Genomic DNA, 24,131 nt, shown 5'->3' on the forward strand with positions numbered 1-24,131 from the left:
TCTCGCCGCGGGCTCTGCCCCCCCGGGGGGGTTTTAGGCCGCCCCAGCCCCCGGGGGGCGGCCCGGGCCCCCGGCGGGGCCCCCCGGTGCGGCCCCCCCGCGACGGTGGGTGCGTTCACGCGGCCCTGGCCAGGTTCTCGCGGACCACGCCGTTCAGCTGGTCGATCCGTTCCAGGAGCTCGGACGCCTTCTCGTAGAAGGCGTCGTGGACCCGGGCCCGGTAGGCGATCGCCTTGTACATGGAGCAGGCGGTGCTGTACGAGACCGGCACCAGGGCGGCGGCCGCGCGAAGATCGCCGTTGGCGGTGCGCAGCGCGTCGATCAGGCGTTCCTGGAAGGGGGTGCGGATCACGTTGGTGTCCAGCGGCAGCGGTTCGGTCGGTTCGGCGGCGGGGTCCTTCTTGGCCTGGCGCTGGCGGGCGCGGCGCAGGGTCTGACGGTCGCGGTCGTCCAGGCCGCCCCACACGCCCTGCTCGTTGTGGTCGATCGCGTAGCGGGCGCAGGCGTCCATGACGGGGCACAGATCCCGGCAGACGGCCTTGGCCCTGATGATCTCAGCGGCTGTCTCGCTGACCCACCACTGGGGGTCGATGGTGTCCGGGTCGAAGTTGGGCTGGCACGGGCGCCAGTTGTAACCGGGCTCCTGGGTGAGGGCGGTGTGGGCGGCGCCGCGCTTGATGGAGATCTCGGCCTTCTGGCTGAGCTGCTTCGTCATGGGCTGTCTCCGTTCCGGGGGTCGGGCCGGCGGGCCCGGCGGGTGAGGTGGTGAGCGGTCACCGCGGCCTCGTGCCGGGCGGCCAGGGCGTCGGCGCGGGCCTGCGCGGCGGCGCGGTCGGCGCGGCGCAGCCGCAGCCAGAGCAGTACGGCCACGGCGAGGGCGGTGAGGGTGAGAGGGGTGGTTCGGCGCACCGGCGGCGCTCCCGAGGGTGGGGCCGGGGCCGGCCGCGTGTGGAGGCGGCCCCGGCCGTGGCGGTGGCAAGGGTGGTGCTGGCCCGCACCGGCACAGGGCGTCGGTGCGGGCGTCCGGGATAGGCGGTCCCGGTCCCGGTGGTACGTCAGGCGTCGGGTGCGACGGGCAGCATGGCGGCTTTCACCTCGGCCTGGCGGGCCGTGATCAGGTCCCGCAGCAGGTGGTACCGGCCGTCCGCGCAGAACACCCGTTCCTCCAGCACCCGGCGCTCGTTCGCGCGGGTCCAGGCCCCGATCAGCCGGAACGGCTCGTCCCAGGCGCCGGACGTGCGCAGGAGATCCACGACCTCGGCCTTGGCCAGCTCGATGCTGTCCGTCTCCCCGGTGGTGTCGATCGCGTCGGGGAGGCTGGCCGGCGGACTCGTGAGGGCCGGGCGCTGTTCGGGAACGGCCCCGGCAGGGACCACCGGGGCGGGTGCGGGCGGCCGGGGCCGTTCGGCCGGGGCCGCGTTGTCGTCCTGCCGCTCGCGCGCCTCATCCGCGCTGGCCCTCATGACGTTCAGCCGGCGCTCCACCAGCGTGCCGAGCGCGATCGGGTGGCCGTCGGTCTCGGCCCTCCGGCCGATCGACCGGTCCTCCTTGAGCGGCATGTTGTTGTAGGCCGCCATGCCCCACGCCCTCGTCTCCCGCAGCCGGTTCAGTAACCGGTCCAGGCCCTCGATGGTGGCCTGCGGGTCGTACGCCACCGCGTAGAAGCTCGGCCGGGGGGCGTAGTCGACGCCGTCGGCCGCCCACTCGGCGATCCGGCCGCCGATCTCGCTGGCGGGCTCCTCGGCGAGATTGAGGATCCGGCCGTTCAGCTCGGGCACGTGCGACTTCGCGACCAGCGCGTGGTGGTCGTCGCCGGGCAGCAGGCTCAGCGCGATGTCGAACGGGACCTCGACGCCCTGGCGCTGGTCGAGCTTCATGCCGTGGCGGCGCGGCGCGGTCCGTCCCGACGCCGTCTCCTCCAGCACCACCTCCGTCATGGCGTTGACCGTGACGATCACGTGGCCCGGGTAGGCGAGCAGCGCGTCCAGCGCCATCCGCTCCCGGGGGCGCACCGCGTTCCACCCGGCCGAACTGCCCGGCCGGGGAACCCTCGCCCGGTCCGCTGCCGAGTTCGCTGCGGCGGTCGCCTCGTCGACCAGCTCCAGCAGCCCGCCGGGCCCGGACCAGAACGGCGAGTACGAATCGACCACCGCCACCGGGTAGCCCATGCTGCCCAGCTCGTACAGTCCCATCGCCAGGTGCTCCGGGGTGAAGCGGACGGGCTCCACGATGTCGAAGTCGAAGTCGTCGGCGTAGCGCAGCGAGGCGCCGTTGTTGGTGTCGATCACGCCGATCCGGGCACCAGGCCCGGCGAGGCCGGCCGCCAGGTCGAGCGCGTTGGGAGTACGGCCGGAGCCGGACGGCCCGTCGATCAGGATCCTGGCCGGGCGCGCCTGCCGCTGGGCGCGGCGTGCCTGCAGAAAGGTGTGCGGAACCAGGGCCCCCGCGTTCGCGGGGGCCCCGATGGCCGTTGCAGCCATGGGGGGACTCTCCTATGGGGTTGTTCATGAGGCGGGGACGTGGGCCCGGTTGTCGGTGTCAGACGTCAGGTCCCCGCGGTGGTACGCCTACCCGGCGTCCGCGGCCTCGTCGTCGGTGAGGCCGAGCCAGGTGCGTAGGTGCACCTCGGCGACGGTGGACGGAATGACCTTGATGCCGCGTTCGGCACTGACCTGGTCGCAGCGCTTGACCAGCCGCGCCCAGTACGCGTCGTCTTCCCAGTGGTTCAGCCGGATCTTGCGGTCCTCCGGCGTCAGCCCGTTCGGGATCAAGCTGACCACCAGGTCGCCGGCCAGGAACAGGTCCCAGCCCTCGCGCATCACCTGGGCGAGCGGCCGTCCGTCCTGCTTGGCCTTCTCCAACGCCAGCTTCTTGACGCTGGCGTAGATGTAGATCGTGTGGGACGAGACGTTCTGCTCCTCGTCCTCGTCCTCGTCCAGGCCGAGCCAGCTCCGCAGGTGCTGTTCGGCGATGGTGGAGGGGTTGACCTTGATCCCGCGTGCCTCACTGACCTCCTTGCAACGGTCGGTGAGTTGCTGCCAGTAAGGTTCCTCTTCCCACTGCACCACCTTGCCCTTGGTCACGCCGGAGTGGCGGACCGCGCGGCGTGCCGACTGTGGTTCCAGGTCGCCGGCAACAAACAGGTCCCAGCCCTCGCGCACCTTGCGGGACAGCAGGGTGTTCTCCGCCTTCGCCCGGGCCGAGGCCTGTTCCTTGACCGTCTTATCCAGATAGACGGTCTGGGCGCGGGCGGTGCGCGACCTTTCGACGGCGCTCTTCGCGGACACCGTGCGGGCGGACTTCAGTGGTTGGTCCTTGGGGGACGCGGGCACGTAGGGGAATCCTCTCGGGGGACCGCGCCTCCCCGATCGGGGTGACGCGAGTACTGCGGTCGACATGTCCAGTCTCCTATCCACGGGCCGCCCGCACCCCCTCGGGTGCGGTCTTCACGGCCGCCGGCGTCATCCGACTGGAAGAAGCCTCGCATAAATAACCTTCAAAAAGCAAGTTGTTTATGCTAGGTTTCGGTCAACGCGCTGCCCCGAAAACGACGAAGGCCGCCACCCCGAAGGGATGACGGCCTGCCAGAACGTGCACCTCGCGTACAACGCGGGAAGCGTAACCGATTCCCATTTCACCGCGCCACCCCCATACCCGCCCACACCCCTGACCGCCCGAAGGAGCCAGCGATGCCCACCGTCATCGACAGCAGCGTCCAGACCCGCACCTACCTGGTCGACGGCCAGCCCACCGTCACCATCGGCACCGAGCGCATCGTCCCCTACCGCCTCACCATCACCCACCGCGAGATGGACCGCGCCCCGATACCGACCAGCATCACCGTCCAGCTGAACGGCTACTTCGAGGGCACCAAGCTGCGCAACACCTACGAGCTCGCCCCCGACCAGCGCCCCGCCTGGATCACCGAACTCGTCAATGACGACGCCCCCACCTGGTGGCCCCGGTGACCAGCGCCCCCGCAGACCTGGAGACCGCCCGCAACGAACTGCGCGCCGTCGGCGAAGCCCTCCAACGCCGGCACCACGACACCACCACCAGCGTTGTCGAGATGATCCGGGCCCTGCCGCCCGACCACGAACTCGACCCCGGCCGCGGCGACGTCGCCAACCGACTCGAGAACCTGCTTACCGTCAAGGAGAACCCGATGCTCACCGACCCCACCGCCCGCGCCCACGCCGCCTACCAGGCCTACGGCGCCAGCACCGGCGGCCTCAACCACCTCGGCAAGCCGATGCCGGCCTGGAACGACCTGCCCGACACCATCCGCACCGCCTGGGCCGCAGCCGCCACCGCCGCCGTCCAGCACACCGCGCCCGACTTCCCCGCAACCCTGGCCGGCGGCCACGCCCTGGTCCTCCAGTACGGCGACTGCGAGATCCACGCCGCATGCCAGTGCGGCGAGCCCCTCGGCACCAGCACCCCCGCCCAACCCCTCGACACCCACGCCCCCGCCTGGGAACGCCACGTCATGAGCCTCTGACCACACCACACCCGCACGCCGCCCAGGGGGTGGGCGGCGCGCACCGAACGGGGGGAAACCACCATGCACACCATCACCGCCGACGACCGCACCCGCGCCCTCACCGCGCTCGCCGAACCCGGCAACCCGACCGCGGCCGACGACTACGGCCACGGCCTCGAGGACGCCAAGGCCGCCATCCGCGAAGGCCTCACCGACCACCCAGACCCCGAACAGTCCCTACGTACCTGGACCGCCACCCTCCCGCCCTGGCACTCCCACGGCCACCAGGCCGGCTACCACCACATCCAGTACGAGGCCGCCCAGATCCTCGCCGACGACTCCGACACCATCGCCGACTTCCTCCCCACCGGAGACGAGCGTCCGTGAGCAACTACCTCGGCCCCCCGACGCGGGGCTGAAGAATCTGCCCTGGGCGAGGACGACGTTGGGAGCCGACAGGCTGCCCGAGCCGGCCCAGGCCTCGATCACGGCCAGGAGGTCGTGCTCGGCCGGGTTCGGGTGCTGTTCGAGGGGCACGCTTCCAGTGTGCGCCGGGTCGTGGCGGCCGGCGCGCGGTTCGCGGGCGTGCCCCCGGGCCTGTCAGTCGTTGGCTGACGCTGGTGGGCGCAGGGGCGCGGGTGAGCTCACCACAGCCGGCCTGAGCGTGGCCACGGTGGACGAGATCCTGCACCCGCGGCCGGAACCGGGGTGGGGCGGGGACTACTACGACGATCCGGTGTGACGGGCACAGACGACACACCGGACCCGTCCGCAGCGCTCCCTAATCAGTGGCCAGGCAGAAACGTGCGGCATGCCAGAACAACTGGGGCCCGTACCACGGGTGCTCGGGGCAGTCCTCGCGGACGGGAGCCAACCCTCCACACGGCGCGGTGCCGCAGGTGCACCCCGGACCGCGCGGCGCCACGGTGGTGGCGTGGGAGTGCACGGTCTCGGGTTCGAGCTCGACCAGATCAGCGCCATCGTCGTGGAGTCGCTGGCGGGGTGTCTCGGTGGTGCGGTCGCGCAGCCCGTACCGGCCGTAGCGGTCCCGGCCAGCCGGCCCGGGAGCGACCCGAGCCCGAACATCACGGCCGTACCCGTCCACCCCGGCGTAGTCGTCCCCCACCGCCTCCGACGAAGCGAACACCGTGCGGGCCCACTCCGGGCCGGCCCCACAATCCGACCCGACCACGAACGGACCCACCCTCAGCGTGCCGTCCTCCTCCATGTGGCTGAGTTCCAGCAGCATCTCCACCACCCGGGGCACGGAGAGCCCCCGACGGCCAGCGAACAGGGCCAGCCGGGCCGCCAAGTAGCGGCCCACCTCGACCTCCACACGCATCGTGCCGGTGACCATCGAGTCAGACACCGTGCACCGCCACCGGGTTCAAGTCGTAGCCGAGCCGGGCATCCACCGTAGCGGTCGCCTCGTCCAGGCGACTCTTGTGCGGCTGCTCACTGATCCGGCCGGTGGACGTCCGGCAGTGCTCACCTTGCGCGGCCCGGCACTTCGGCGACGAGCACTCAGTGACCATCAGCTCCACCTGGATGGACTTCTCCCGCTCGGCCGCGCGCCGCGCCCGGGCCGCCTTCGACTCCACGAACGTCACCCCGACCATCGCCTCCACGAAGGTCGTGGTGACCGTTTCCCGGCCGAAACGCTCCCGCCGCCAGGCCGGCGCCGAGGGATCGCGGGGAGCAACCCTGTCGGCAAGCAACTCAAGCTGGCGCATCGTCGGAACGACGGCCGGCCCGCCGTAGGACTCCCGGCGCTCCTCGCCCCGGGCGGCTGCGCCCCAGGGCGCGCCGTCGGGCATCGTCACGGCGAGCGGGACATCCCCGGCCGTGATCGCGGTCAGGCGCTGCGCCAGGGTGGCCATGGTGGTGAGGTCGGCGGCCTGGTGGCGGAGCTGCTCGATCAGGTCGGCCAGTTCGACGGGCTGTTCGGGGGTCTCGGCGGCGTGGGCGAGCTGGCCGAGCAGCACCGCGGCGCCGGACAGGTGGAGGGTGATCTCCTCCAGGGTGATGCGCTTGCCGGCGCGCAGGTGGGCGGTGTCGGCAGGGTCGGTGCTGGTCTGCATGGCCGGGGTGGTGGTCTGGTCAGCGGACATCGGCGCACAGCTCCTCGGTCAGGGCCTGCTGGCGGTTGCGGGGGAAGCCGGACATGCCGGCGGCGATGCAGAACAGGAAGCGCACCACGCCGTCGAGTTCGGCGGCGGTCAGGTCGTCGCTCAGGATCCGTTCGGCGCCGGGGCGGCCGTTGGCGATGAACGCGGACACCAGCAGGTGCAGGGTGGTCAACGCCGGGGCCTGCATCATCGGCGGAGGCTGCTGGCGGTAGTAGCGGACGGCCGCCTCCGTGCCGGTGCCGTAGTACCCGGTGGAGAGCATGTACTGGGCCAGGAGGAGCGCGGCTTCGCGTCCGGCGGCCGGGCCGCGCTCGGCCAGGGCCTCGAAGAGGTCGTGGGCGTGCTCGGTGATCTGGTCGTCCACGGTGGCGGCCAACGCGGACTGCACGAGCATCGGCAGCGGGATCCCGTCGGCCAGTTGCTCGACGGTCAGGAACATCATCCCCTCGCCGGTGAACGGGTTCTCGGGCGGCTCGGTGGCCTCCGGCAGGTCGTCCTCCGCGTCCTGTTGCGGACCGTCCCCCGTGGGCGGCGCGGCCGCGGCGGCGGGCTCGCCCGGGGCGGCGTCGAGCGCGGCCCACAGGTCGAGGGCGTCCTCGACCACGTCGCGCACCTCGGCGGGGCTCAGCTCCTCCAGCACGGCGAGCATCGACGCGGCCGGGGCCGGACCATCCAAGCCGGCCGCCAGCATCTGGCGGCCGACCGTCCACACCCGCACCGAGGCGGGCGCCATCAGGCCGGGCGAGGGCAACAGGCTGAACGGGAGCCCGGCCAGGTTCGCCACCACGAGCCGGTCGCCGGCCACCAGGGCCGGGATCGCGGAGTCCTGGCACGGCCGGCACCCGGCGCGGGCGGCACCGACCAGCGCGGCCGCCGGCGCGAGGTTCACCTGTCGGGTGACCCCGTACAGGCGGGAGTCCATCACGCCGAAGTCGGGGGCCGGATGCTGGTGCCGGGAGCCGCCCGCGGCGGCCGTGTACGGGGCTCCGGTGGCCCGCTGCTTCGCGCGGGCGGCCTGCTTCTTGGAGCGCTTGTTCTTGGGCACGTGATGCCTCTCGGCGCGGTGCTCGGTCCCGCGACCCGGGCCCGCGCGCAGCATCAGCGCAAGGCAGTGGGTGGACCTGACGGACGTTCAACATCGCGCGGTGCGGGAGCTCTTCGACTCCTACCACCTTGACCGCTGTGCCGCCCGTCGCGGGCAGGATCGGCGGGACTCGGGCTCGGCGCGCTAGCCCATACCTCTACAGGTACGGATAACAGCATAGCGGCACTCTAGGCAACGAGATAGCACGAGATACCACTCAAGTCCACGCGCGCATACGAAAGTGGATGCCGCCTCCCCTCGCCGAGAGGCAGCATCCGACTTTCTCGGCAGAACCCTATCGGGCGCCGCCGCGGTGTAACTCCTTCGGCGTTGCTGTCGTCCCCCAGGGACAGCGCCACTTCGCTGTCTCGGATGCCACCATCCCCCGTCAGCCTACGGCTGACGCAGACACCGGCCGGACCAAACCCTGGAGCCGCCCGACGGACCCCCGCGAAGTTTGCCGGTTACGCACCAGAACCGACGGCGTGACGAAGGGTCAGCGCGGGGCGTTGCCGTGGACGGTGGTGCGGCCCGGGTAGTGAGCGTCCAGGTAGGCGCTGGCCGCGGCGAGGTCGCCGACGACGCCGACCGTGGTGCGGCCGCCCTCGGCGCCGGTCTCGAACACCTGGAAGCCCGGCTCTTTGAGGTCCCTGAGAGTGCCTTCCAGGGGGTAGTCGTGGCCCGGTTCCCACACGGCCGACACGACGCTCTGCCCGTGCACGACCTTGGTCTGGTGGGGGAAGCGCGCGTCGAGGGCCCGGCGAGCGTCGTCCAGGTCGCCGATGACGCCGACCGTCAGGGTGTCTGCGCCGGGCTCCTGGCCGACGGTGGCGACGCGCCAGGTCTGCGGGCCGAGCCCGGCCCGGTAGACGGCCCGGTGCAGATCGGCCAGGGCCTGGCCGTGGGGCAGCGGGGCGGGGACGGCCGCGGCCGCGCCGCAGGCGAGGGCGAGCACGCCGAGGGTGGCCGTCAGCCGGCCGGTGAGCGCGTTCACGTCGTGTTCCTTTCCAGGTGGGGTGTTCAGGCGAGGGAGAGGCCGAACTTGGTCACGATCGGGCCGATCGGGACGAACACGACGGTGTCGAAACAGGTGACGTTGCTCGCCGCGGTGTCGGTGCCCCACTTGCAGGCGACGGTGTGGCCGCCGCCCGCGCTGATGATCCCCCTGGCCTGCATGTCGTCACCCCCGCTGATGCTGGCGACGACCACCCCGCCGCTGTCGCCCTGGGCAACGGTGATGGTGTGGTCGTCGGTGCGGGCCGCGTTGTCCAGGTCGGTGCGCCACACCCCGTCGATGGAGGTCGCGTAGTCGGTCTGGGTCACCTTCAGCGCGCAGTGCGCGCCCGTCATCGCGCCGCTGGAGCAGACGAGGTCTCCGACGTTGTTTCGGCCGGCGCCCACCGCGCGTCGGCGTTCGCCCTGGCCGTTGTTCCACGCGCCGTAGAAGAACTGCCCGGAGGGCGTGCCGTGGTCCAGGGTGATGACGGTGGTGTCCAGGCCGCTGTCGGAGTCCGAGGCCTTCCCGATCGTGTTCCCGGTGCCGGTCTTGTAGGTGCCGGAGGTCCCGCAGTGCGCGGCGGTCAGCAGTACGGCGGTCTTGCCGCGCCAGCCTCCGAACCCGGAACTGCAGAACCCGTTCCTCGGGGTGGTGAGCTCGGCGGCGGCGCTCCAGGGGCTGGCGTCGCTATGCCGGGTCACGGTGGCCTGCGGAGTGACCGCCGGCACGGCGGCCACGGGCAGCTCGGCGAGTTCGGCGGCCCGGGCCGCGACCCGGTCCCGCTCGGCGGTGCCGCCCGGCGTCCGCACGGCGGCCGCCCCCGCCGCGGGGGCGTAGGTGACGGACAGTCCGGTGCCGTCAGGCGCCGGAGCCACCGAGGTCCACTCCGTGCCCGGCTCACCCACGGCGGCCGCCGCGACGAGCCGGTCCCGCGCCGCCCGCAACCGGGCCAGCGCGTACGGCGCCGACCGGACCCGCGCGCTGATCCCGGCCGGGGGGTGCGCGACCAGGCGGGCGACGCGCTCGGGGACGGTGCCGTGCCAGTACACGGTCAGCCGCCCCCGCTCGGGGTCCACGGTCAGGCCCGCGTAGCCCGGGATGCTCGCCCGCTGGTTCTCCGGCACCGCTGCGGTGATCTCGTCCGCGAGCCGGTCAAGGACCTCCTGACGCTGCAGCAGCTCCCGGCCCACCAGAGGCGAGGGTTCGCCGGGGACGGCGCCGGCCGGCAGGGCGGCCGTGGTCAGCAGGGCAAGCGTCGCGGCGGCAAGGGCCGTCCTCCTGGGCACCGCTGTCTCCCCCTCGTCCCGGGCCATCCCGCCTCGCGCGCGGCCGCGCGAGTACTCACCCCGGCCCAGTACGTCACACGGCCCGGCGCTCCCGCCAGCCGGTCGTCCGGATGTCACCCGGATGAGCGAGCATGCTCCGCAACCGGGGGGCGAGCGGGACGCGGACCGTCACGGCGCAAGGTCGTCAGCCGCAGGCTGACGCTGCGGTCGGGAACGGGTGCGGGCTGAGTACGCCGCGGGCATCCCCGGGCCGCCGTAGCGTCAGCCGTTGGCTGACGCCGCCCTGGTCGAGTCGGTGAGCGTCCGGCGTTTCTTCTGCGCCGACTGCTTGGTGATCCCGCCCAGCGCCCGGCCGACGTCACTCCAGGAACCGCCGTCGGCGCGGGCCCTGTCGATCAGCAGGGCGGTCGCCGCGTCCAGGGCGGCCTGCCGCTCGGCCACGAGCCGAAGCGCGGCGAGCGCCGTCTCCTTGTCGATCTCCTCGTCGGCCAGGGCCGCGTCGAAGGCTGCGCCCGCGGGCATCGCCGCGGCGCGCTCCCGCCACGCCGCACCCTGCTCGCCGAGGGCGTAGCGGGCGGTCAGCAACTCCACCGGGGACAGCTCCAGGACGGCCGGCACGGGGGCGTCAGCCTCCGGCTGACGGCTGTCCTGGGCAGGAGCAGGCGGGGTGAGGAGCCAGCCGATCCCCCGCCGCTCCTTCAGCAGCGCCAGCGCGTAGTCGGCGTCCCGACTCCGGCCCCACCGGGTTTCCTGCGCCGACTCCTCCAGTACCCGTTCCACCATCGCGCTCTCCCGCGCGGTCGCGGTGCGCATCGGGTGTGCGACGTCCTCCAGCGAACGCTGCGCGGCGTAGCGCAGGTCGCCCCAGTGGTGGGCCTCGTCGGCAACGAAGAGCCGGAGCGCCGCCAGGACGAGCACCTCGTCGGAGAAGTCGCGGGAGGTGTAGATGATCTCCTGGTGCTCCGGGATCTGCCGTTCGACGGCGGCGCGCACGGTGGCCTCGGTCGGCCCGTCATGCCAGCGGATCTCCCACCGGCGCTTGTGGTCGTAGTAGTCCGCGTCCACGTCGGCCTGGTGGATCTTGGCCATCTGCCGGACGAATTCACGGATCGCGGTGCTGCGGCTGGCCACCGGCTCACATCCCCGTCGGCGGTTGGGCCGCGGCCCGCTCGGTGCTGGTCCCCATGCCCGGTCCCTTCCCGATCCTGCGGGCGTGCGCCCGCCGACCGTCATCCTACGGCTGACGCAGGCAACGGCCGGACCGAAGCCGGGCGCCGGTCGGGGCCCGGCGACGGAACAACGTCGCGGGCCTCCTGGTACGCCCGGTCCGACCCGCAGAAAATCCAATCGTCCGGATATTCCTGACGATTGTCAGCGTCATGAATATCCTGACGGCATGACTGAGGAGACTGGGGACCGTACCCCGCCCGCACTGGCCCCGCTGGACGAGGCATACGTCGCCTACGCCGACGCCATGTCCCGCCTGATCCACGACGGGCTGACCGACTTCCCCCTGCCGTTCGTCCGCGACCACGGCCACTACCTGTCCACCGCCCTGCACCTGCGCTACCTCGCCGACGTCCTGGTCGAGAAGGCCGTCATCGTGGAAAACGAGCGCGGCGCCAGTTGGAACGACATCGGGGAGGCCGCCCACATCAGCAAGCAGACCGCCCACCAGAAGTGGGCGGGCGTGGTCCGGGTCTGGACCGCCTTCGGCCGCCGGCGCGAGCGCGGCCGCAGCTCCGCCGCCGTGGCCCGCGAACTGGACACCTGGTACGCCGAACTGGTGCCGGAGACCGAGTTCGCCGTCACCGCAGGCCTCGCGGCCACCGACCCCCGCAACGAGGTCGAGCAGCGGGCCGCCGACACCGACCGCGCCGACGCCCGCAGGCTGCACAAGCACCTCGATGAGCTGCGGGACCAGGACACCGCCGCCTACAACGACACGATGGCCGCCCTCGACCCCGCCGAGCGGGCCCGGGCCCGCGAACGCTGGGCGGCGGCCCGCACCGCGATGGCCGAGACGTACGACCAGTTGGCCCGCCTGGAACCCACCATCGCCGACGACCACCACGCCCGTGCCCGGCAGCAGCGCGAGCTGGCCACCGAGATCGGCACACCCAGCACCGGCGCGGCCGACACCGCCGGCCGGTGACCGAGCACGAACTTTGAACGGCGGATACCCCCTCGGGCACCCGCTGTTTCGCCTGGCTTCGGCTCAGTCGGCTGACTGCGCCTGGTCCCCGGGGGTCGGCCTCGGGGGAAGATGCGGCAGGTGCCCATCCACCCAGTGGTGCGCGGCGTCGCTGGCCGGCGTCAGGGGAGGCATCCCCTCGGGCATCGGGTGCCCGGCGCACAAGCGCTCCTCGACCGCTCGAAGGGCATCCAGCATGTCGTTGATGTGGTCGTGGACGTTGTTGATGTCGAGCTCGTCGCCGTCGTCCTGAGTCGTCATGCCGTGTCCAACTGGCGGCCAGCGCTGTGGGTTACCCATCGGTGGCCGGGAGCTGATCGGCCGAGGTGTCGCACCCGTCCCGTCAGCCCAGCTCGCGGGCATCAGCGGCCAGGCGGCCGGTGAGCACCCGGGCGATCGTGTCGAGGGCGTGCCGCAGCTGCAGGTGCTCGGCGCCGCTGACCGGCGATAGGGTGTTCAACAACGTGCTGGAACTCGTCACCGTGGTGTACCCGGCGTCCGCCCGCCCGTACGGCTGCTGCGAGAGCGTCACGGTGACCGAATGCCCGACCGGCAGGCCCAGGGTCACCGTCGCGCCCTCGGCGACGGCCTGCCCCTCCACCTCGATCGCACCCCCGTCGTCCCGCTCGGCGAGCACCGCCAGCTCCTCACGCCCGTGCAGGCCCGCCATGACCTCCTCGGCCCGGGCCAGCACGGTCCGCAGGTGCTCCACCAGGTCGTGGGACAGTTCCGCCCGGTGCCCGGTCGGCGCGCCGCCGTCCAGGACGACGGCCAGGCGCAGCAGCACGATGTGCAGGTGCCACGCCAGCAGCGCCTCCGGCGACGGATCGACGCGCAGCGACGCCGGGCCGACGATCCGGCCGACCACCTCCGCCAGCTCCCGCACCTGCCCGGCACACAGCGGCGCGTACGCCGGCCGGGGGGAGCCGAACATGGCGGCACCGACCGGCTCGACCCCGGCCACCCGCAGCGCAGACCGAACCTCCTCGACGGTGCACCCAGCGGCTTCGCTCAACACCACCAGATCCCGCACACCCGCCCACCAAGCAGCAGCCAAGAACTCGACGCCCCGCGCCGGGTCAGCATCCGGCTGCGCCGCGTGGGTCGTGAGGGCGTTCAGGCAGGCCTCGCGGGCAACAGCGGAGACGGTGTCGGTGGTGGTGGTCACGTTCTCCAGCGTAGGCCTGCCGGGAGTGCGGCGGGGGATGAACCGGGTCTTCACCGCGGCGGCCGCCAGCCGGGCCCGGGCCGGCAGCCATTAGAGAGCGTCGACGACGCTCCACAGCCGGGCTTCAAGGTCGGCGACGGCGTCCCACCACGGTCCGTCGGCCCAGCGCCAGCAGTTCTGCTCGTGGAAGTGCTCCCAGGAGGCGGCGCGGATGTCGTCGAGTCCGGGGAACTCCTCGAAGGTGCGGCCCAGCTCGTTGATGGCCTTCCCGTTCAGGGGGTCGCGGCCCAGGCGGATCTGGAAGGTCTGGGATTCCGCGTAGTCGCTGGGCGACCAGGCCAGGTGGGCCGAGTCGGTGGTGGGGCTGATGGTCAGGACCAGGGCCCATTCGTCCGCGTAGTGCTGGGTCAAGTCGGTGTCGACGGTCAGCTGCATGGGTGGCACTCCTTCTGGTGGGCGCATGCCGGCCGACGCCACAAGCGCCCAGGTGATGATGCAAACCACTCTAAATGAGTGATGTCATCAATTTCAATGCGGTGCCACCATCTGGTTTCGGCGCTAGAGTGTCGCCATGCTTCCAGATCCGGCCCCGTACCTAGTCGGCCCCGACGACGCCTTCGACCACCTGAGCGAGTGGAGACGGCAGTACGACCTGCTGATGAGCCAGCGCGACCCCCTGGTCAAGGCCGCGCTGTGCGGCCCGCTGTCGGAACACGGGGGAGTCGTGCAGGCCGAACGCGCCACCGGGCTCACCGCCCAGACCCTGCGCAGGATCAGGAACCGCGACGACATCCCCCTTCTGGCCGTCGACCACGTCGACGACGTGGACTGGGACGAGTACGCCGACTACCTGGAGACGCTGGGTACGACCCTTCGCCGCCAGCTCTCGGCGCTCCCGGCACCGACGGCCGGACGCGCGTTCACCACCGACGACCTGCGGGCCGACCTCTTGATCCGCCTCGCACATCGGCTGCGCGAGGCGGAACCGACGGATGCCGCGCACTGGCAGCTCACCGTGCAACTACGGCACGAGGCCCTGGCCGGCACGTCCGTCCTGCAAGAGGAGTGGAGCGAGTCCGCGGACGGGATGGCGCAGCAGGCCGAGCAGGCGCGAGTCCTGAACGAGGTAGCCGACCAGATCAGCGCCTTCCGCACCGACGGGCCGGCCGCCCTCGCCCGCCTGGACGCGGATGTGCTGGCCCGCGCCCGCGCCGAGTACGCCCCGCCGTCATCCGCCCGCTTCGCGCAACAGGGAGAATCGTGATGGCACAGACGAGACGTGACCCCGCCGCCCTCGAAGCGTGGAAGGCGGCAAACGAGCTGGTGCACTGGCTCCAGCACGCCACGAGGAACGACCCGCTGTTCCTGCTCGGCCTGCGCAGGGGCAAGCACCCCCTGGTCTACTCAGACATCCTCTTGCGCGCTTACCAGGAGGGCCGCGAAGAGGTGTATCTGGGCGTCTCCCGACTCTTCGCCCACTACCACCGCGCGCCGCGAGAGCAGGTCCGGCAACAGCTCGGCTTCGGATCCGGCAGCATGGGGACGGCCCTGGCCCGGCTGTCCTGGACCGAGCACAACCCCGCTCACAGCCGCGGCTGGTTGTACCTGGACGCGTTCGTGCGGGCCCGGGCCCGGCTGCCCTGGCGCGAGTTGACGAAGGTCTGCAATACCCTGCGGGACCGGGAGGTTGTGGCGCCGGACTGGCGGGAACTGGTCGTCGACCTCAGCGACTGGTCCCACCCGAGAGGCAGGTCCGGCGCCCGCGAGCGCTGGTTCGAGGACTTCCACGCCACTTGCAAAAATCGCGCTGATCTGTAGTCGTGCTGCCCGTCGGCGGCCCGCCGCGAACGGAACAGGGCGTGGGCTACGGCGTCGGAACGCCAGCGACCGAAGCGACCGTTCGACGCGACAACCTTCTCGGATGTCGGTGGCACCCTGCCAGCCGCCACCGACGACCCGCGCCGGCCCGGTCAGGACAGGTCGGCCGGCGGCGCGACGACCAGGGCGTCCAGCGCCGCCTGCGTACGGTTCTTGTCGTCCTTGCCCGCCCTGCGCAGCCCGGCCTTGGCGTACTTCGTCACCATGTCGACCGACTTCCAGTCCCCGGTGATGACCAGGATCTCGGCCGGGCTGTAGCCCTGGGCGGCGAGGTCGGCCGGCACCCCGGCGCGCAGGCCGTGGCTGGTGGCGTCCGGCGCATCAAAACCGCAGGTGCGGGCGACCATCCGCTTGAACGCCCGGTTCACCGACGCCCCGGTCAACCCGACCCCGGAGGCGGGCACCGGCATTAGCACCCCCTTCTGCGTCACCCCGCGCAGCAGCGGCATCCCCGGCGCATCCTGCCCGAGTTCGGCCAGCATCCCGAGGTAGGTGCGCACCACAGAGATCGCCACCGGGTCCCGGACCTTGTACTCCTTACCGGTGGACCAGTGGTCGTTCTTCGAGGTCCGCTTCCCGGCGACCATCTGCTCGGTGTCGTTCGCGAGGCGCTCGAAGGCGATCGAGTCGATCCGGTAGGCGGCCTGCTCGGAGCGGCGGGCCCGGGTGCGGTAGCCCAGGTGCAGGATCGTCAGGTCCCGCCACCGGGCCAGCGGCACACCGGCGGTCGCGCCCTGCTGGAGCTGTGCGATCCGGGCCGCGTCGATCGGCGGGCTCGACCTCGGGACGATCTTGGCGCTGGCGTGCTCGGCGGCCTGCTTGCGGATCAGCTCGGACGCCGCCAGCTTCGGCGGCCAGTTCTCGTACCCTGCCCGCGCGTTGCGGTCCCGGATCGCGGCCATCGCCAGCCGCAGTGAGCTCACCGGGGCACCCGTTTTCGTCCGGCCGCCGTGGCGGCGCAGGTGCGAGAGGTAGGACACCATGGTGGCCTCGCTGGTGCGCGGACCCGGCCGCCGACCGTTGGCCGCGCACCACCGGGCGAAGTACAGCCACTGCTCCTTGTAGGTCTTCTTGGTGCGCTCCGGCCGGGCATCCGCCAGGTCCGCGGCCGCATCGTCGGTGAGGACGTCGTCCGGGTCCGGGTCCGGGGCGACGTCGGGCAGCGCGAACTGCACGAGCACCTGGTCGTCGTCCTGGACGAGTTCGGCGTCCAGGATCTCGTCCCCGACGAGCGCCGGCAGGTTGTCCCCGCTCACCGCTCCTCCTCTCCGGCGACCGCCCACTGCCCGTCCGTCTCGACCATCGCCCGGCCGCAGCCCGCACACACTGCGGTTGGCCGGATATCGGACACGATGGTCGTCTCGACCGGCCGGTGGGTGAGGCAGGTTCCGGTGCGGCGCAGCGCGATCGCCAGGGCGGCCGCGCTGCCGGACTCCGGCCGGATGTCCAGCAGGTCGTACTCCAGCACGGCGATTCGGGTGGGGTTTGCCTGCTCCCGGACGGTCGACGGTTCGGCGGGCGTGCGGCGAAACCACTTCACGACGTCACCTCCGGGCCGGGTCCGGGCGAGTCGCCAGAACGAAGGTGCCGTGTGCGGCAGACTCAAGGAGGTCGGCGAACGTCCGGTCGGCGACGGCCGGGTAGTCGGGGTGGTCATTCCACTGGCGGGCGGCGGCGGCCAGCACTTCCCAGCCGGTGTGTGCCGCACCGGCAGCGTGGATGATGTCCTCCCTGGTCGCGGTACCGGGGGTGAGGTGGATCAGGTCGGTGACGCCGGAGCCGGCGGCGCGAAGACCGTCATCGAGTGCGCGGGCGAGACCGAGCGAGGGGTGGTCCTCGCCCAGGGTGTCCGCCAGGATCCTGGATTGTTCGGCGTAGCGGGCGGTGACGAAGTTGCGTACGGCGTCGAGTTTGGCGAGCGTGATGTACATGATCAGGTCTTCCCCTTTTCGGCCGGACCGGCCGACGGACCCAGCGTAGCCACGGTGGCTGACGATCCGTGCGCGGACACCCCGATCTGTACCAGACTTTGTGTGGATCCTCTAAATCTAATTAGAGGACGCAATACAGCGGGCGGTACAAACGAGCGCGGCCGACGGGCCGTGGTGCGGTTACGCCGAGATCAGCGCGAGGTAGGCCGGGTGCTTGTCGAAGCTCCGCGCCTGCTCCATCAGCCAGTTCAGTTTCTCCCGGGCCAGCGTCTCGGCGCCGGCCTCAACCATGGCGACGGCGTACCCGTAGGCGTAGCCGAGCATGACGTTCTCGCGAGGGGAGAACAGGCCTTCGTCGGAGCGGTCGCGCAGGAACACGAACCACCGGTCGACCTCCTCTTTGAGATCGGCCTTCCACTGCGCGGGCACCTGCTGTTCGGTCGTCATGGGGGGAGCGTAAGGCCCCGCCGACGCCAACCGGTCACCGTCCACCGGTCGTTCACTCGCCCGGGTCGACCCGGAACACTGCCACTCACCCGGTTTAGTGAACGTTTGTTCATGTCTTTTGTGTTCTCCTGCCTGCGGGTGGCAACGTGTCCGCCATGAGGATCACGATCACCGTCGAAGACCCGACCCCCGAGGTCGCGGAACAGCTGCTCGCCCTGGCCGACGAGCCGGCCGCCGTGGTGCACGCGGTGCCGGACCACCACTGGACTCCGGAGCGGGCGCGCGCCTACTACGACCGCCTGCCGCCGCGGGCGCAGCAGATTCTGCTACAGGTGGTTGAGGGTGACGGGGAGTGCCCGGCCGACGAACTGCGGGCCCAGGGGCGGAGTCTGCGGGGCTCGACGGGAGCGTTCCGCCGGGTGCTCTCCGAAGGCGCGCGCGTCGGGGTCTGGCCGGAGGCGCTGCCGATGCCCGTGGTCTCCCATGTCGTCGGCGGACAGCTCAGGAAGATGGAGATGCCGGGATACGGGACGGAACGGTACGCCCACGACGCCTTCTGCGAGGGGCTGCACGACCTGATGTTCCGGGGGCAGCAGCTGGTGTGGCCGGAGGCGAAGGAGGGCTGAGGCGGGATCACTTCACAAAAATGGTTGCGCTTTAGAACCCATTAAGGCAGGATAATGGTTGTCGGAACGCAACCGTAAGGGATACGATGCACAAGGATCTGCGAGCCCTGGTCAAGCGACTTGAACAGCAGGGGTTCGAGGTGGAGACCACCAAGAACGGCCACCTCACCGTCCGCCAGAACGGCAGCCGAGTGGCCACCCTCCCGGGACCCCCAGCGACCACCGCTCCATGGCCAACTGCCTCGCAGTCCTGAAGCGCGCCGGGTTCAAGCCCTGACCCCTGACCCACCCCGGGGGCGCCCACCAGGCGCCCCCGGCCACCCACCGGACACCCGACACCCGGAACACCGCCAACCCGCCACCAGGAGAGGACAGATGATCACCACCACGACCACGTGGGCCGTCTACATCGAGTACGGGACCACCGTCTCCGACGACGTCCACGACGAGCTGTTCCACCGCCTCGGGTCCTACGGCGCCGCCCCGACCACCGCCCCGAACGGCAACTTCGGCGCCATGATCGAAGTGAAAGCCGCCACCGCCGAACTCGCCGACGCCCGCGCCCAGGAGATCGTCGGCGGCGTACTGCGCCTCGTCCACGGCTCCGCCCCCATCGCCGTCATCGAGGTCATGTCCACGAAGGAACGCGACCGCCGGACCCACGCCCCGGACATCCCCGAACTCACCGGCGCCCCCGGCCTCGCGCAGCTGCTCGACATCACCCCCCAGGCCGCCCGCAAGCGCATCCACTCCCCCGAGTTCCAGCGCCACGTCCCCCTCGCCACCACCATCGACGGCCGCCCCTACTTCATCGTCGAGCACGTCAAGGCCTACGCCAAGCAGCGCGGCCCCGGCCGCCCCCACAAGACCACCGAGCAGTGACCACCCAGCCGGACGGGCCCGCCCCGTCCCAACCCGCCGAGGAAAGGATCACCATGGACCAGGACGTGCTGACCGAGGTCATCCAGGACACCCTGGAGAAGATCGTGAACGAGAGGGGAAGCCTGGACGACCTGGAGTACGAGGACCTGGCCCAGAGCATCACCAACGCGATCCGTAAGGACGGCCGGCTGTGACCCGCCTCCGGGGCCGCTGGCGGCCGCTGCCGGCCGACACCGAGCCGATCGATCAGCACAGCCTGCTGGAGTGGTGGCCCACCCAGCATGCCGCCGAGCAGTCGCTGCGCGAGCGCCTCGGCGCGCAGCCGGCCACCATCGCCGGGATCGCCCGCAGCGCCCTGGAGAGCCGCCTGGGCATCCGCGTCGCGCTCGGCGGTCAGGTCCGCCACAACGGCCGCGACGGCGAGATCGTGAACACCGCCGGGCAGCGGCTGAAGGTGCTGTCCGACGGGGACGAGATGCCGTCCGTCTGCCACATCACCTGGAAGATGGCGTACGAGACGGCCACCGGCTGGGTCGCGGCCACCCCCGTCCCGGACCCATGGGCCGCCGCACCAGCCGGAGCCGCGTGATGGCCGCGCTCGCGCCCGCGGCACCGGTTGTTCTCACGCCCACCGACGACCCGACACCCGTCGAGAAAGCGGTGGTTGACGGCATCGCCGCCGACTTCGACCCCGAGACCTTCCTGTGGATCGTCTTCCACCGTCCCGATGGCGGCGCCCGGATCTGGTACGCCTGGACGGTCGGCGGGCACCCGCTCGGCGACCGGGTCGACCACGCCGCGCTCGCCGCCGGATATGACTGCTCCGACTGGTTCTGGATCGGAAACCGTCACCTGACCAAGCACACCCGGGGCCGGATCACCATCGACGCCTACCCGTTGCGGCCCGTCGAAGCCGACGTTCGAGGCGGCGTGCGCGCGCCCGAGACCGAGCGGGACGGCCTGCGCCGGCTGATCGACACCGCCTGGTCCATGAGCGGCAGGCCCGCTCCGAGCCGACCATCGACGTCGGCCGCTGGCTCGGTGTCGGCCCGGCTCTCCTCACCGCCCGGCCGTGATCTGGGGTTCGGGGTCGAAGCCGCGGCAGACGGCTTCGACCCCGAACCGCTACCAGGAACCGGCCGAGGCCGAAGGGGAGGCCGTGCCCGCGGTGACCGGCTCCGGCGTGACCGTGATGTAGGTCGGGGCCGGAGCGGTCTCCCGGGCGCGGGCCGTGTACCAGCCGGCGCCGAACGCGAGAATCCCGATCAGGAGGCCGGCGAGGACCATGGTGACGTAGTGCTGCTTCACGACACCTGCTGTTCGACGCTCAGGATCATCGCGTCATAGACGGGGCTGTCGTCGGCGTGCTTGATCTGTCCGATGATCTCGTAGCCCCATCGAAGGTAGGCGCCGTGCGCGGGCTCGTTGTCGGGGATGCAAGTGAGTGTCGTCCACGCCTGCTCCCGTCCGGCGACCCACCTGTCGTGCAGGCTCCTGCCGACACCCTGGCTTCCGTGGTCCGGCCGGACCATCAGTTCGCGCAGCCAGGCGACATCACCGGTCTGGGCGGCGGCGACCATCGCCTCAGGACGATGGTCGCCGAGCGACACCCACCAGGTGCGTTCGGCGGGCAGGGTGACGCCGTGGACCAGGCCGACCATGACGTCGCCGATATGAGCGGTGAGGCACTCGAAGCCGGGCATCTTGGTGGCGCCGAGCAGGCGGTCATGGAACGCGCTGGCGGAGAAGAAAGGGTCGTCAGCGTACGGCGGAACGTTGTAGACCGAGCGGTACACCTCCACGAGGTCATTGAGGATCGAGACGGTGCTGTCAGGGGTGTGAAGTTCGAGGCGCAGTGCTGTCGTTGGCACGGTATTCCTTGCTGTTCAAGCGGCGTACTGGGTGATGCGTTCGATCGTGTGTTGGGCGCGGGAGTCGTCGTAGTGGTGCAGGCCGGATGCGATTCCCAGGAGAACCTGTTTGTTTCGACGGGAGGTCATGCCGCCGCCGATCATTCGGACGGACTCCTCGGCGGCGTCAATGGATTGGTCAAGGTCGCCGGCCGACAGCGCCGCTCCGGAGAGGCGGACCAGGCACATGCCGCGGTTGCGGTCGTGGGCGGTGTCCTGCAGTTGCGCGGACCGGCTGAGGAGGTCGACGGCCTTCTTGTGCTCGCCGAGGTCGCTGCGGCACATGCCTTCCAGGCAGACCAGTTCCGCCTCGTTGAGGAACTGGGTCCACTGGGGGTCGTGTTCGGTGCCGCCCAGTTCGAACGCTCGCCAGGCCCTGAGGATCGCCTCGTTAGTACTGGTGGTGTCGCCCATGGCGGCGTATCCCTGTGCCTCGCGGACAGCGAGGAGCGAGTGCACGCGGGCCGGCGCCCAGGAACCGATGTGGTTCTGGGCGATCTTCGCGAAGCGGACCGCGTTGCGGGGCTTCCCGAGGTCGACGGCCTGCCTTGCCATCACGGACAGCGTGCGCACAGCGAGCGGTTCGTCTTCGGACAGTAGGGCGGAGTTGAGGGCGCGTTCCCAGAGGTTCGAGGCGTCGAGAGTGCGCCCGGCGTCGTAGCAGTACCAGCCGATGGAGGTGGTCAGCGAACCCGAGATTGCTCGTAGCTCGTTGCCGATCGGCTCGGTGAAGACCGCCCGGTCCAGTAGGTCGTCGATGTAGTGCAGGGTGTACTGGGCGCCACGCCAAAGCAAGTCCCCGCCGAAGCGCTGGTCGAGGGCGTCCAGGTTGGAGATGGCCTCGCGCAGATCCTCGATCTCGTCGTCGCCGACCCGGACGGAATCGCAAGACCTGGCGTTGGCGACAGGCAGCCAGGGCAGCGCGCTGAAAGTGGCGGCCACACCGGCGGCCGCCAGGACGTCGCGTCGTTTCACAGGCGGGATGATGCCCCCCTCCGCGAGTCCAGCGCCAGCCGGGAGTAGATCGACCGGCGACACGAAGCCCAGTTGGTCGTAGGGGGCCCCGAACGCCTCGCACAGCGATCTCAGGACCTCTGGCGAACGAGGAACCTCGGGGTGGGGCGTCGTCTCCCAGCGCCGCCACGTCCGCTCAGCTACCCCCACAATCTGGGCAGCTTCCTCTTGCGTCAGGTGCTTTCGCTTTCGGGCCTCGTACAGCAACCGGTTGCGGGCCTTAGGCATTCGGCTGCTCATGGCAGTTCCTTACGCATCGTCACACATCAAACATAGAGCGACATCCAGCCGATCGACCGCCTTGCTGCCGGATTCACCGCCCGGAACACGGAACGTCCGGTGAATGTCCGGTCGATGTCCGGTCCCATGTCCTTCCCGGTCTCTGCGCAGGTTGGTGAAATGGGGGCCCGCTGCGGAGCGGAACTGCATCGTCACAGAGCGCTCCGCTCCGCAGCGGCCCCCATCCATCTCTGGCGCGGGAGCCAACCCCGGAGGTATGGCATGAACACATCTACCTTGGATGGCCCGGGCACCGGCTCCATCCCGGTCGCGATCTACGCGCTGTCGTCCGGTGCGCAGCAGCCGGCCCTCCAGCTGGAGGACTGCCGGATGACGGCGGTCGCGCGGGGCTGGAAGCCGACGCCGGTACACGAGTACTGGGACGCGTGCCCGCCGTACGGGCGTCCCCGGCTGAGCCTGGGCCTCCGGTGGGGCGATGCTCTGAGGGCGGCGGAGTGCGGCCAGGTGGGCGGGATCGTGGTGCACAACGTCCTGGCCGTGGTCCTGGACCAGGACTTGATGGACGGACTGACGAGCTGGGCGAACGACCACTCGGTGCTGGTGCACTTCGTGCACGGGCAGCCGTACGGCGGGCCCCACCTGCAGATCGGCCGACTGCCGCAGAGATCGTTCCGCTGAGGTGCCGGCGGCGGCCGCGGTGGGAGCCGAGGCGGCGGCGGCGCGGTTGAAGGCGGCGCTGGCACAGCACGGCATCGTCTTGCCGAGTCTGGGGGCGTACCCGTACCTGGTGGGCCCCCAGAGCACGCCGATGGTTGAACTCGGCGGCATCACCGTGGAGTTGGCTGTGCGGTTGGCCGAGGTGCTCGAAGGGCCGGCGGGGCCGTGACGACGCGGACGAGCGTCCCGCGCGCCGCCTGGCGCTGAGCCCCCTGTGCCGTTCGGCGCGCGACTGAATCTGACCCGATCCCCGATCGATCCTGAGAGGACCACCGTGTACGCCGTCTCGACCACCCTGCCCACCACGACCGCCGTAGACGCCGGGCGCAGCTGGCTGGCGTACTGGAGCACCGATCCGGGGGCGTGCCTGGCCGCCTGGGCCGGGGGCGGGCTGGCCGCGATTCCGATGGGTGCCTTCTGGGTCGTGCAGACCTCGGCGACGCTGGGGTTGCGCGCGGCGCAGGTGCTGCCGCAGTGCGGGCCGGTCCTGCACAGCGTCGTGGGCGCGACGGTGGAGCTCCTCGTGGCGCCCCCGACGGCGCCGCTTCGATCGGGGTGGCGCGGCATCGGGCGGGTGCTGGACAGGGGGTTCCTGCTGTGTCCGGCGCCGGGCGCGACCGCGCCGTTGACGACGGAAGGCCTGCCGGTGCGCAGGGCGGCGCGGTGGGTGGTGGAGCCGGACGGCAGCGGCCGGCTCCTGGCCCTGGACGAGGTGCTGGCGGCACTGGGCGCGGACTACGACCGCGTCGTCGCCCGGGACGAGGAGCGGGAGTGCGCCGGGGCGGCGGGTCCGGCCCGGCCGCTGGCCGCGGGCGCGTTCCTGCGCGCGGCGCGCAGACCGCTCTGACCGGCCGCGATCTCCTGGCAGCGCCCCGACTTGGGCGGCTGTCAGGTGCAGGCCCGCGTTGTGCTGGGCGGGCCTGCGGCGGGAGCGTGCGTGCCCCACACCCCCGTGGGCACGCCCCTCGCCAAACCCCTGGTTCCGCCCCCGCTCTGTTCCGGGGGCGGGACCAGGCAATCCGGTGGTGGGGGGCCCCCCCAGGGGGGGGCCCCCCCCCCCCGAAAGCCCCGCCCGAACCCCCCCCCGGCGCGGGCACAGGAGACAAGGGGGGGGGGGGGGGGGGGCGCCCGCACACCCACGACCC

General features: G+C 71.4%; 33 protein-coding genes. 14 read left to right on the forward strand and 19 right to left on the reverse strand.

Annotated features, from left to right (window positions below; all coding sequences use genetic code 11):
* Positions 1-115 precede the first annotated feature (115 nt).
* The 4 genes from ACFWPT_RS21255 to ACFWPT_RS21270 form a co-directional block, all read right to left on the reverse strand.
* Positions 116-715 carry a WhiB family transcriptional regulator gene (locus tag ACFWPT_RS21255; protein ID WP_380483452.1) on the reverse strand — a complete coding sequence of 200 codons (600 nt, stop codon included), beginning with the start codon at positions 713-715 and terminating at the stop codon, positions 116-118.
* Positions 712-909: a hypothetical protein gene (locus tag ACFWPT_RS21260; protein WP_380483454.1), complete on the reverse strand. Its 198-nt coding sequence runs from the start codon at positions 907-909 to the stop codon at positions 712-714. The genes ACFWPT_RS21255 and ACFWPT_RS21260 overlap by 4 nt, the downstream gene beginning before the upstream one ends.
* A gap of 146 nt (positions 910-1,055) precedes the next feature.
* A complete protein-coding gene (locus ACFWPT_RS21265; RefSeq protein ID WP_380483456.1) occupies positions 1,056-2,480 on the reverse strand; it encodes an AAA family ATPase in 1,425 nt (474 codons plus the stop codon).
* Between the two features lie 87 nt (positions 2,481-2,567).
* The gene (locus ACFWPT_RS21270) at positions 2,568-3,332 is read right to left on the reverse strand and encodes a hypothetical protein (RefSeq protein WP_380483458.1); all 765 of its coding nucleotides are present in this window, start codon (positions 3,330-3,332) and stop codon (positions 2,568-2,570) included.
* A 357-nt stretch (positions 3,333-3,689) separates the two neighbouring features.
* On the opposite strand from ACFWPT_RS21270, the gene ACFWPT_RS21275 reads away from it, so the two are divergent.
* The 3 genes from ACFWPT_RS21275 (at position 3,690) to ACFWPT_RS21285 (ending at position 4,870) form a co-directional block, all read left to right on the forward strand.
* Entirely contained in the window at positions 3,690-3,968 is a 279-nt protein-coding gene (locus tag ACFWPT_RS21275) for a hypothetical protein (RefSeq protein WP_380483460.1), read from the forward strand.
* Complete coding sequence (locus ACFWPT_RS21280; RefSeq protein ID WP_380483462.1) at positions 3,965-4,501, forward strand: hypothetical protein; 537 nt, start codon at positions 3,965-3,967, stop codon at positions 4,499-4,501. Before ACFWPT_RS21275 ends, ACFWPT_RS21280 begins: the two co-directional genes overlap by 4 nt.
* A gap of 63 nt (positions 4,502-4,564) precedes the next feature.
* Positions 4,565-4,870, forward strand: coding sequence for a hypothetical protein (locus ACFWPT_RS21285; protein WP_380483464.1), 306 nt, complete (start codon positions 4,565-4,567; stop codon positions 4,868-4,870).
* Between the two features lie 394 nt (positions 4,871-5,264).
* On the opposite strand, the gene ACFWPT_RS21290 is transcribed toward ACFWPT_RS21285, so the two are convergent.
* The 6 genes from ACFWPT_RS21290 to ACFWPT_RS21315 form a co-directional block, all read right to left on the reverse strand.
* Positions 5,265-5,852, reverse strand: a complete 588-nt coding sequence (locus ACFWPT_RS21290) for a hypothetical protein (RefSeq protein WP_380483466.1) — start codon at positions 5,850-5,852, stop codon at positions 5,265-5,267.
* Positions 5,845-6,594, reverse strand: coding sequence for a hypothetical protein (locus ACFWPT_RS21295; protein ID WP_380483468.1), 750 nt, complete (start codon positions 6,592-6,594; stop codon positions 5,845-5,847). The genes ACFWPT_RS21290 and ACFWPT_RS21295 overlap by 8 nt, the downstream gene beginning before the upstream one ends.
* Positions 6,584-7,657, reverse strand: coding sequence for a hypothetical protein (locus ACFWPT_RS21300; protein ID WP_380483470.1), 1,074 nt, complete (start codon positions 7,655-7,657; stop codon positions 6,584-6,586). Before ACFWPT_RS21300 ends, ACFWPT_RS21295 begins: the two co-directional genes overlap by 11 nt.
* A 535-nt stretch (positions 7,658-8,192) precedes the next feature.
* On the reverse strand, positions 8,193-8,690 hold the full coding sequence (locus tag ACFWPT_RS21305) for a hypothetical protein (RefSeq protein ID WP_380483472.1): 498 nt from the start codon (positions 8,688-8,690) through the stop codon (positions 8,193-8,195).
* A gap of 26 nt (positions 8,691-8,716) precedes the next feature.
* Complete coding sequence (locus ACFWPT_RS21310; RefSeq protein WP_380483474.1) at positions 8,717-9,979, reverse strand: hypothetical protein; 1,263 nt, start codon at positions 9,977-9,979, stop codon at positions 8,717-8,719.
* Between the two features lie 261 nt (positions 9,980-10,240).
* Positions 10,241-11,110, reverse strand: coding sequence for a hypothetical protein (locus ACFWPT_RS21315; RefSeq protein ID WP_380483476.1), 870 nt, complete (start codon positions 11,108-11,110; stop codon positions 10,241-10,243).
* A gap of 265 nt (positions 11,111-11,375) precedes the next feature.
* On the opposite strand from ACFWPT_RS21315, the gene ACFWPT_RS21320 reads away from it, so the two are divergent.
* A complete protein-coding gene (locus ACFWPT_RS21320; protein WP_380483478.1) occupies positions 11,376-12,134 on the forward strand; it encodes a hypothetical protein in 759 nt (252 codons plus the stop codon).
* Positions 12,135-12,197: 63 nt separating this feature from the next.
* On the opposite strand, the gene ACFWPT_RS21325 is transcribed toward ACFWPT_RS21320, so the two are convergent.
* From ACFWPT_RS21325 to ACFWPT_RS21335, 3 genes are all read right to left on the reverse strand, one after another.
* A complete protein-coding gene (locus ACFWPT_RS21325; protein WP_380483480.1) occupies positions 12,198-12,434 on the reverse strand; it encodes a hypothetical protein in 237 nt (78 codons plus the stop codon).
* 82 nt (positions 12,435-12,516) lie between these two features.
* Positions 12,517-13,341: a hypothetical protein gene (locus ACFWPT_RS21330; protein WP_380483481.1), complete on the reverse strand. Its 825-nt coding sequence runs from the start codon at positions 13,339-13,341 to the stop codon at positions 12,517-12,519.
* A gap of 90 nt (positions 13,342-13,431) precedes the next feature.
* Positions 13,432-13,776: a hypothetical protein gene (locus ACFWPT_RS21335; protein ID WP_380483483.1), complete on the reverse strand. Its 345-nt coding sequence runs from the start codon at positions 13,774-13,776 to the stop codon at positions 13,432-13,434.
* Between the two features lie 136 nt (positions 13,777-13,912).
* Between ACFWPT_RS21335 and ACFWPT_RS21340 the strand changes: the two genes are divergently transcribed.
* The gene (locus tag ACFWPT_RS21340; protein WP_380483485.1) at positions 13,913-14,605 is read left to right on the forward strand and encodes a hypothetical protein; all 693 of its coding nucleotides are present in this window, start codon (positions 13,913-13,915) and stop codon (positions 14,603-14,605) included.
* On the forward strand, positions 14,605-15,159 hold the full coding sequence (locus tag ACFWPT_RS21345; protein WP_380483487.1) for a type I-E CRISPR-associated protein Cse2/CasB: 555 nt from the start codon (positions 14,605-14,607) through the stop codon (positions 15,157-15,159). The genes ACFWPT_RS21340 and ACFWPT_RS21345 overlap by 1 nt, the downstream gene beginning before the upstream one ends.
* Positions 15,160-15,311: 152 nt before the next feature.
* Here ACFWPT_RS21345 and ACFWPT_RS21350 read toward each other — a convergent pair whose 3' ends face one another.
* From ACFWPT_RS21350 to ACFWPT_RS21365, 4 genes are all read right to left on the reverse strand, one after another.
* Positions 15,312-16,475: a hypothetical protein gene (locus tag ACFWPT_RS21350; RefSeq protein ID WP_380483489.1), complete on the reverse strand. Its 1,164-nt coding sequence runs from the start codon at positions 16,473-16,475 to the stop codon at positions 15,312-15,314.
* Positions 16,472-16,759 carry a hypothetical protein gene (locus ACFWPT_RS21355; protein ID WP_380483491.1) on the reverse strand — a complete coding sequence of 96 codons (288 nt, stop codon included), beginning with the start codon at positions 16,757-16,759 and terminating at the stop codon, positions 16,472-16,474. The genes ACFWPT_RS21350 and ACFWPT_RS21355 overlap by 4 nt, the downstream gene beginning before the upstream one ends.
* A 4-nt stretch (positions 16,760-16,763) precedes the next feature.
* Positions 16,764-17,150 (reverse strand): hypothetical protein, encoded by a 387-nt coding sequence (locus ACFWPT_RS21360; protein ID WP_380483493.1) that lies wholly within the window; start codon positions 17,148-17,150, stop codon positions 16,764-16,766.
* A gap of 180 nt (positions 17,151-17,330) precedes the next feature.
* Positions 17,331-17,597 (reverse strand): hypothetical protein, encoded by a 267-nt coding sequence (locus ACFWPT_RS21365; protein ID WP_380483495.1) that lies wholly within the window; start codon positions 17,595-17,597, stop codon positions 17,331-17,333.
* A 155-nt stretch (positions 17,598-17,752) separates the two neighbouring features.
* On the opposite strand from ACFWPT_RS21365, the gene ACFWPT_RS21370 reads away from it, so the two are divergent.
* From ACFWPT_RS21370 to ACFWPT_RS21390, 5 genes are all read left to right on the forward strand, one after another.
* A complete protein-coding gene (locus ACFWPT_RS21370; protein ID WP_380483497.1) occupies positions 17,753-18,223 on the forward strand; it encodes a hypothetical protein in 471 nt (156 codons plus the stop codon).
* A 375-nt stretch (positions 18,224-18,598) separates the two neighbouring features.
* A complete protein-coding gene (locus ACFWPT_RS21375; RefSeq protein ID WP_380483499.1) occupies positions 18,599-19,105 on the forward strand; it encodes a hypothetical protein in 507 nt (168 codons plus the stop codon).
* Positions 19,102-19,299, forward strand: coding sequence for a hypothetical protein (locus tag ACFWPT_RS21380; protein ID WP_380483501.1), 198 nt, complete (start codon positions 19,102-19,104; stop codon positions 19,297-19,299). Before ACFWPT_RS21375 ends, ACFWPT_RS21380 begins: the two co-directional genes overlap by 4 nt.
* Positions 19,296-19,694: a hypothetical protein gene (locus ACFWPT_RS21385; RefSeq protein WP_380483503.1), complete on the forward strand. Its 399-nt coding sequence runs from the start codon at positions 19,296-19,298 to the stop codon at positions 19,692-19,694. Before ACFWPT_RS21380 ends, ACFWPT_RS21385 begins: the two co-directional genes overlap by 4 nt.
* Positions 19,694-20,452: a hypothetical protein gene (locus ACFWPT_RS21390; RefSeq protein ID WP_380483505.1), complete on the forward strand. Its 759-nt coding sequence runs from the start codon at positions 19,694-19,696 to the stop codon at positions 20,450-20,452. Before ACFWPT_RS21385 ends, ACFWPT_RS21390 begins: the two co-directional genes overlap by 1 nt.
* On the opposite strand, the gene ACFWPT_RS21395 is transcribed toward ACFWPT_RS21390, so the two are convergent.
* Together ACFWPT_RS21395 and ACFWPT_RS21400 are read right to left on the reverse strand one after the other, a co-directional pair.
* Complete coding sequence (locus ACFWPT_RS21395; protein WP_380483507.1) at positions 20,410-20,976, reverse strand: GNAT family N-acetyltransferase; 567 nt, start codon at positions 20,974-20,976, stop codon at positions 20,410-20,412. The two genes, ACFWPT_RS21390 and ACFWPT_RS21395, sit on opposite strands and share 43 nt — an antisense overlap.
* A 15-nt stretch (positions 20,977-20,991) precedes the next feature.
* Positions 20,992-22,269, reverse strand: a complete 1,278-nt coding sequence (locus ACFWPT_RS21400; RefSeq protein ID WP_380483509.1) for a helix-turn-helix transcriptional regulator — start codon at positions 22,267-22,269, stop codon at positions 20,992-20,994.
* Between the two features lie 261 nt (positions 22,270-22,530).
* Between ACFWPT_RS21400 and ACFWPT_RS21405 the strand changes: the two genes are divergently transcribed.
* The 3 genes from ACFWPT_RS21405 (at position 22,531) to ACFWPT_RS21415 (ending at position 23,833) form a co-directional block, all read left to right on the forward strand.
* The gene (locus tag ACFWPT_RS21405) at positions 22,531-22,947 is read left to right on the forward strand and encodes a hypothetical protein (RefSeq protein ID WP_380483511.1); all 417 of its coding nucleotides are present in this window, start codon (positions 22,531-22,533) and stop codon (positions 22,945-22,947) included.
* A gap of 1 nt (position 22,948) precedes the next feature.
* Positions 22,949-23,155, forward strand: a complete 207-nt coding sequence (locus ACFWPT_RS21410) for a hypothetical protein (protein WP_380483513.1) — start codon at positions 22,949-22,951, stop codon at positions 23,153-23,155.
* Positions 23,156-23,260: 105 nt separating this feature from the next.
* The gene (locus ACFWPT_RS21415) at positions 23,261-23,833 is read left to right on the forward strand and encodes a hypothetical protein (RefSeq protein WP_380483515.1); all 573 of its coding nucleotides are present in this window, start codon (positions 23,261-23,263) and stop codon (positions 23,831-23,833) included.
* Positions 23,834-24,131 lie beyond the last annotated feature (298 nt).

Source organism: Kitasatospora sp. NPDC058478 (assembly GCF_042720345.1).
GTDB lineage: Bacteria > Actinomycetota > Actinomycetes > Streptomycetales > Streptomycetaceae > Kitasatospora.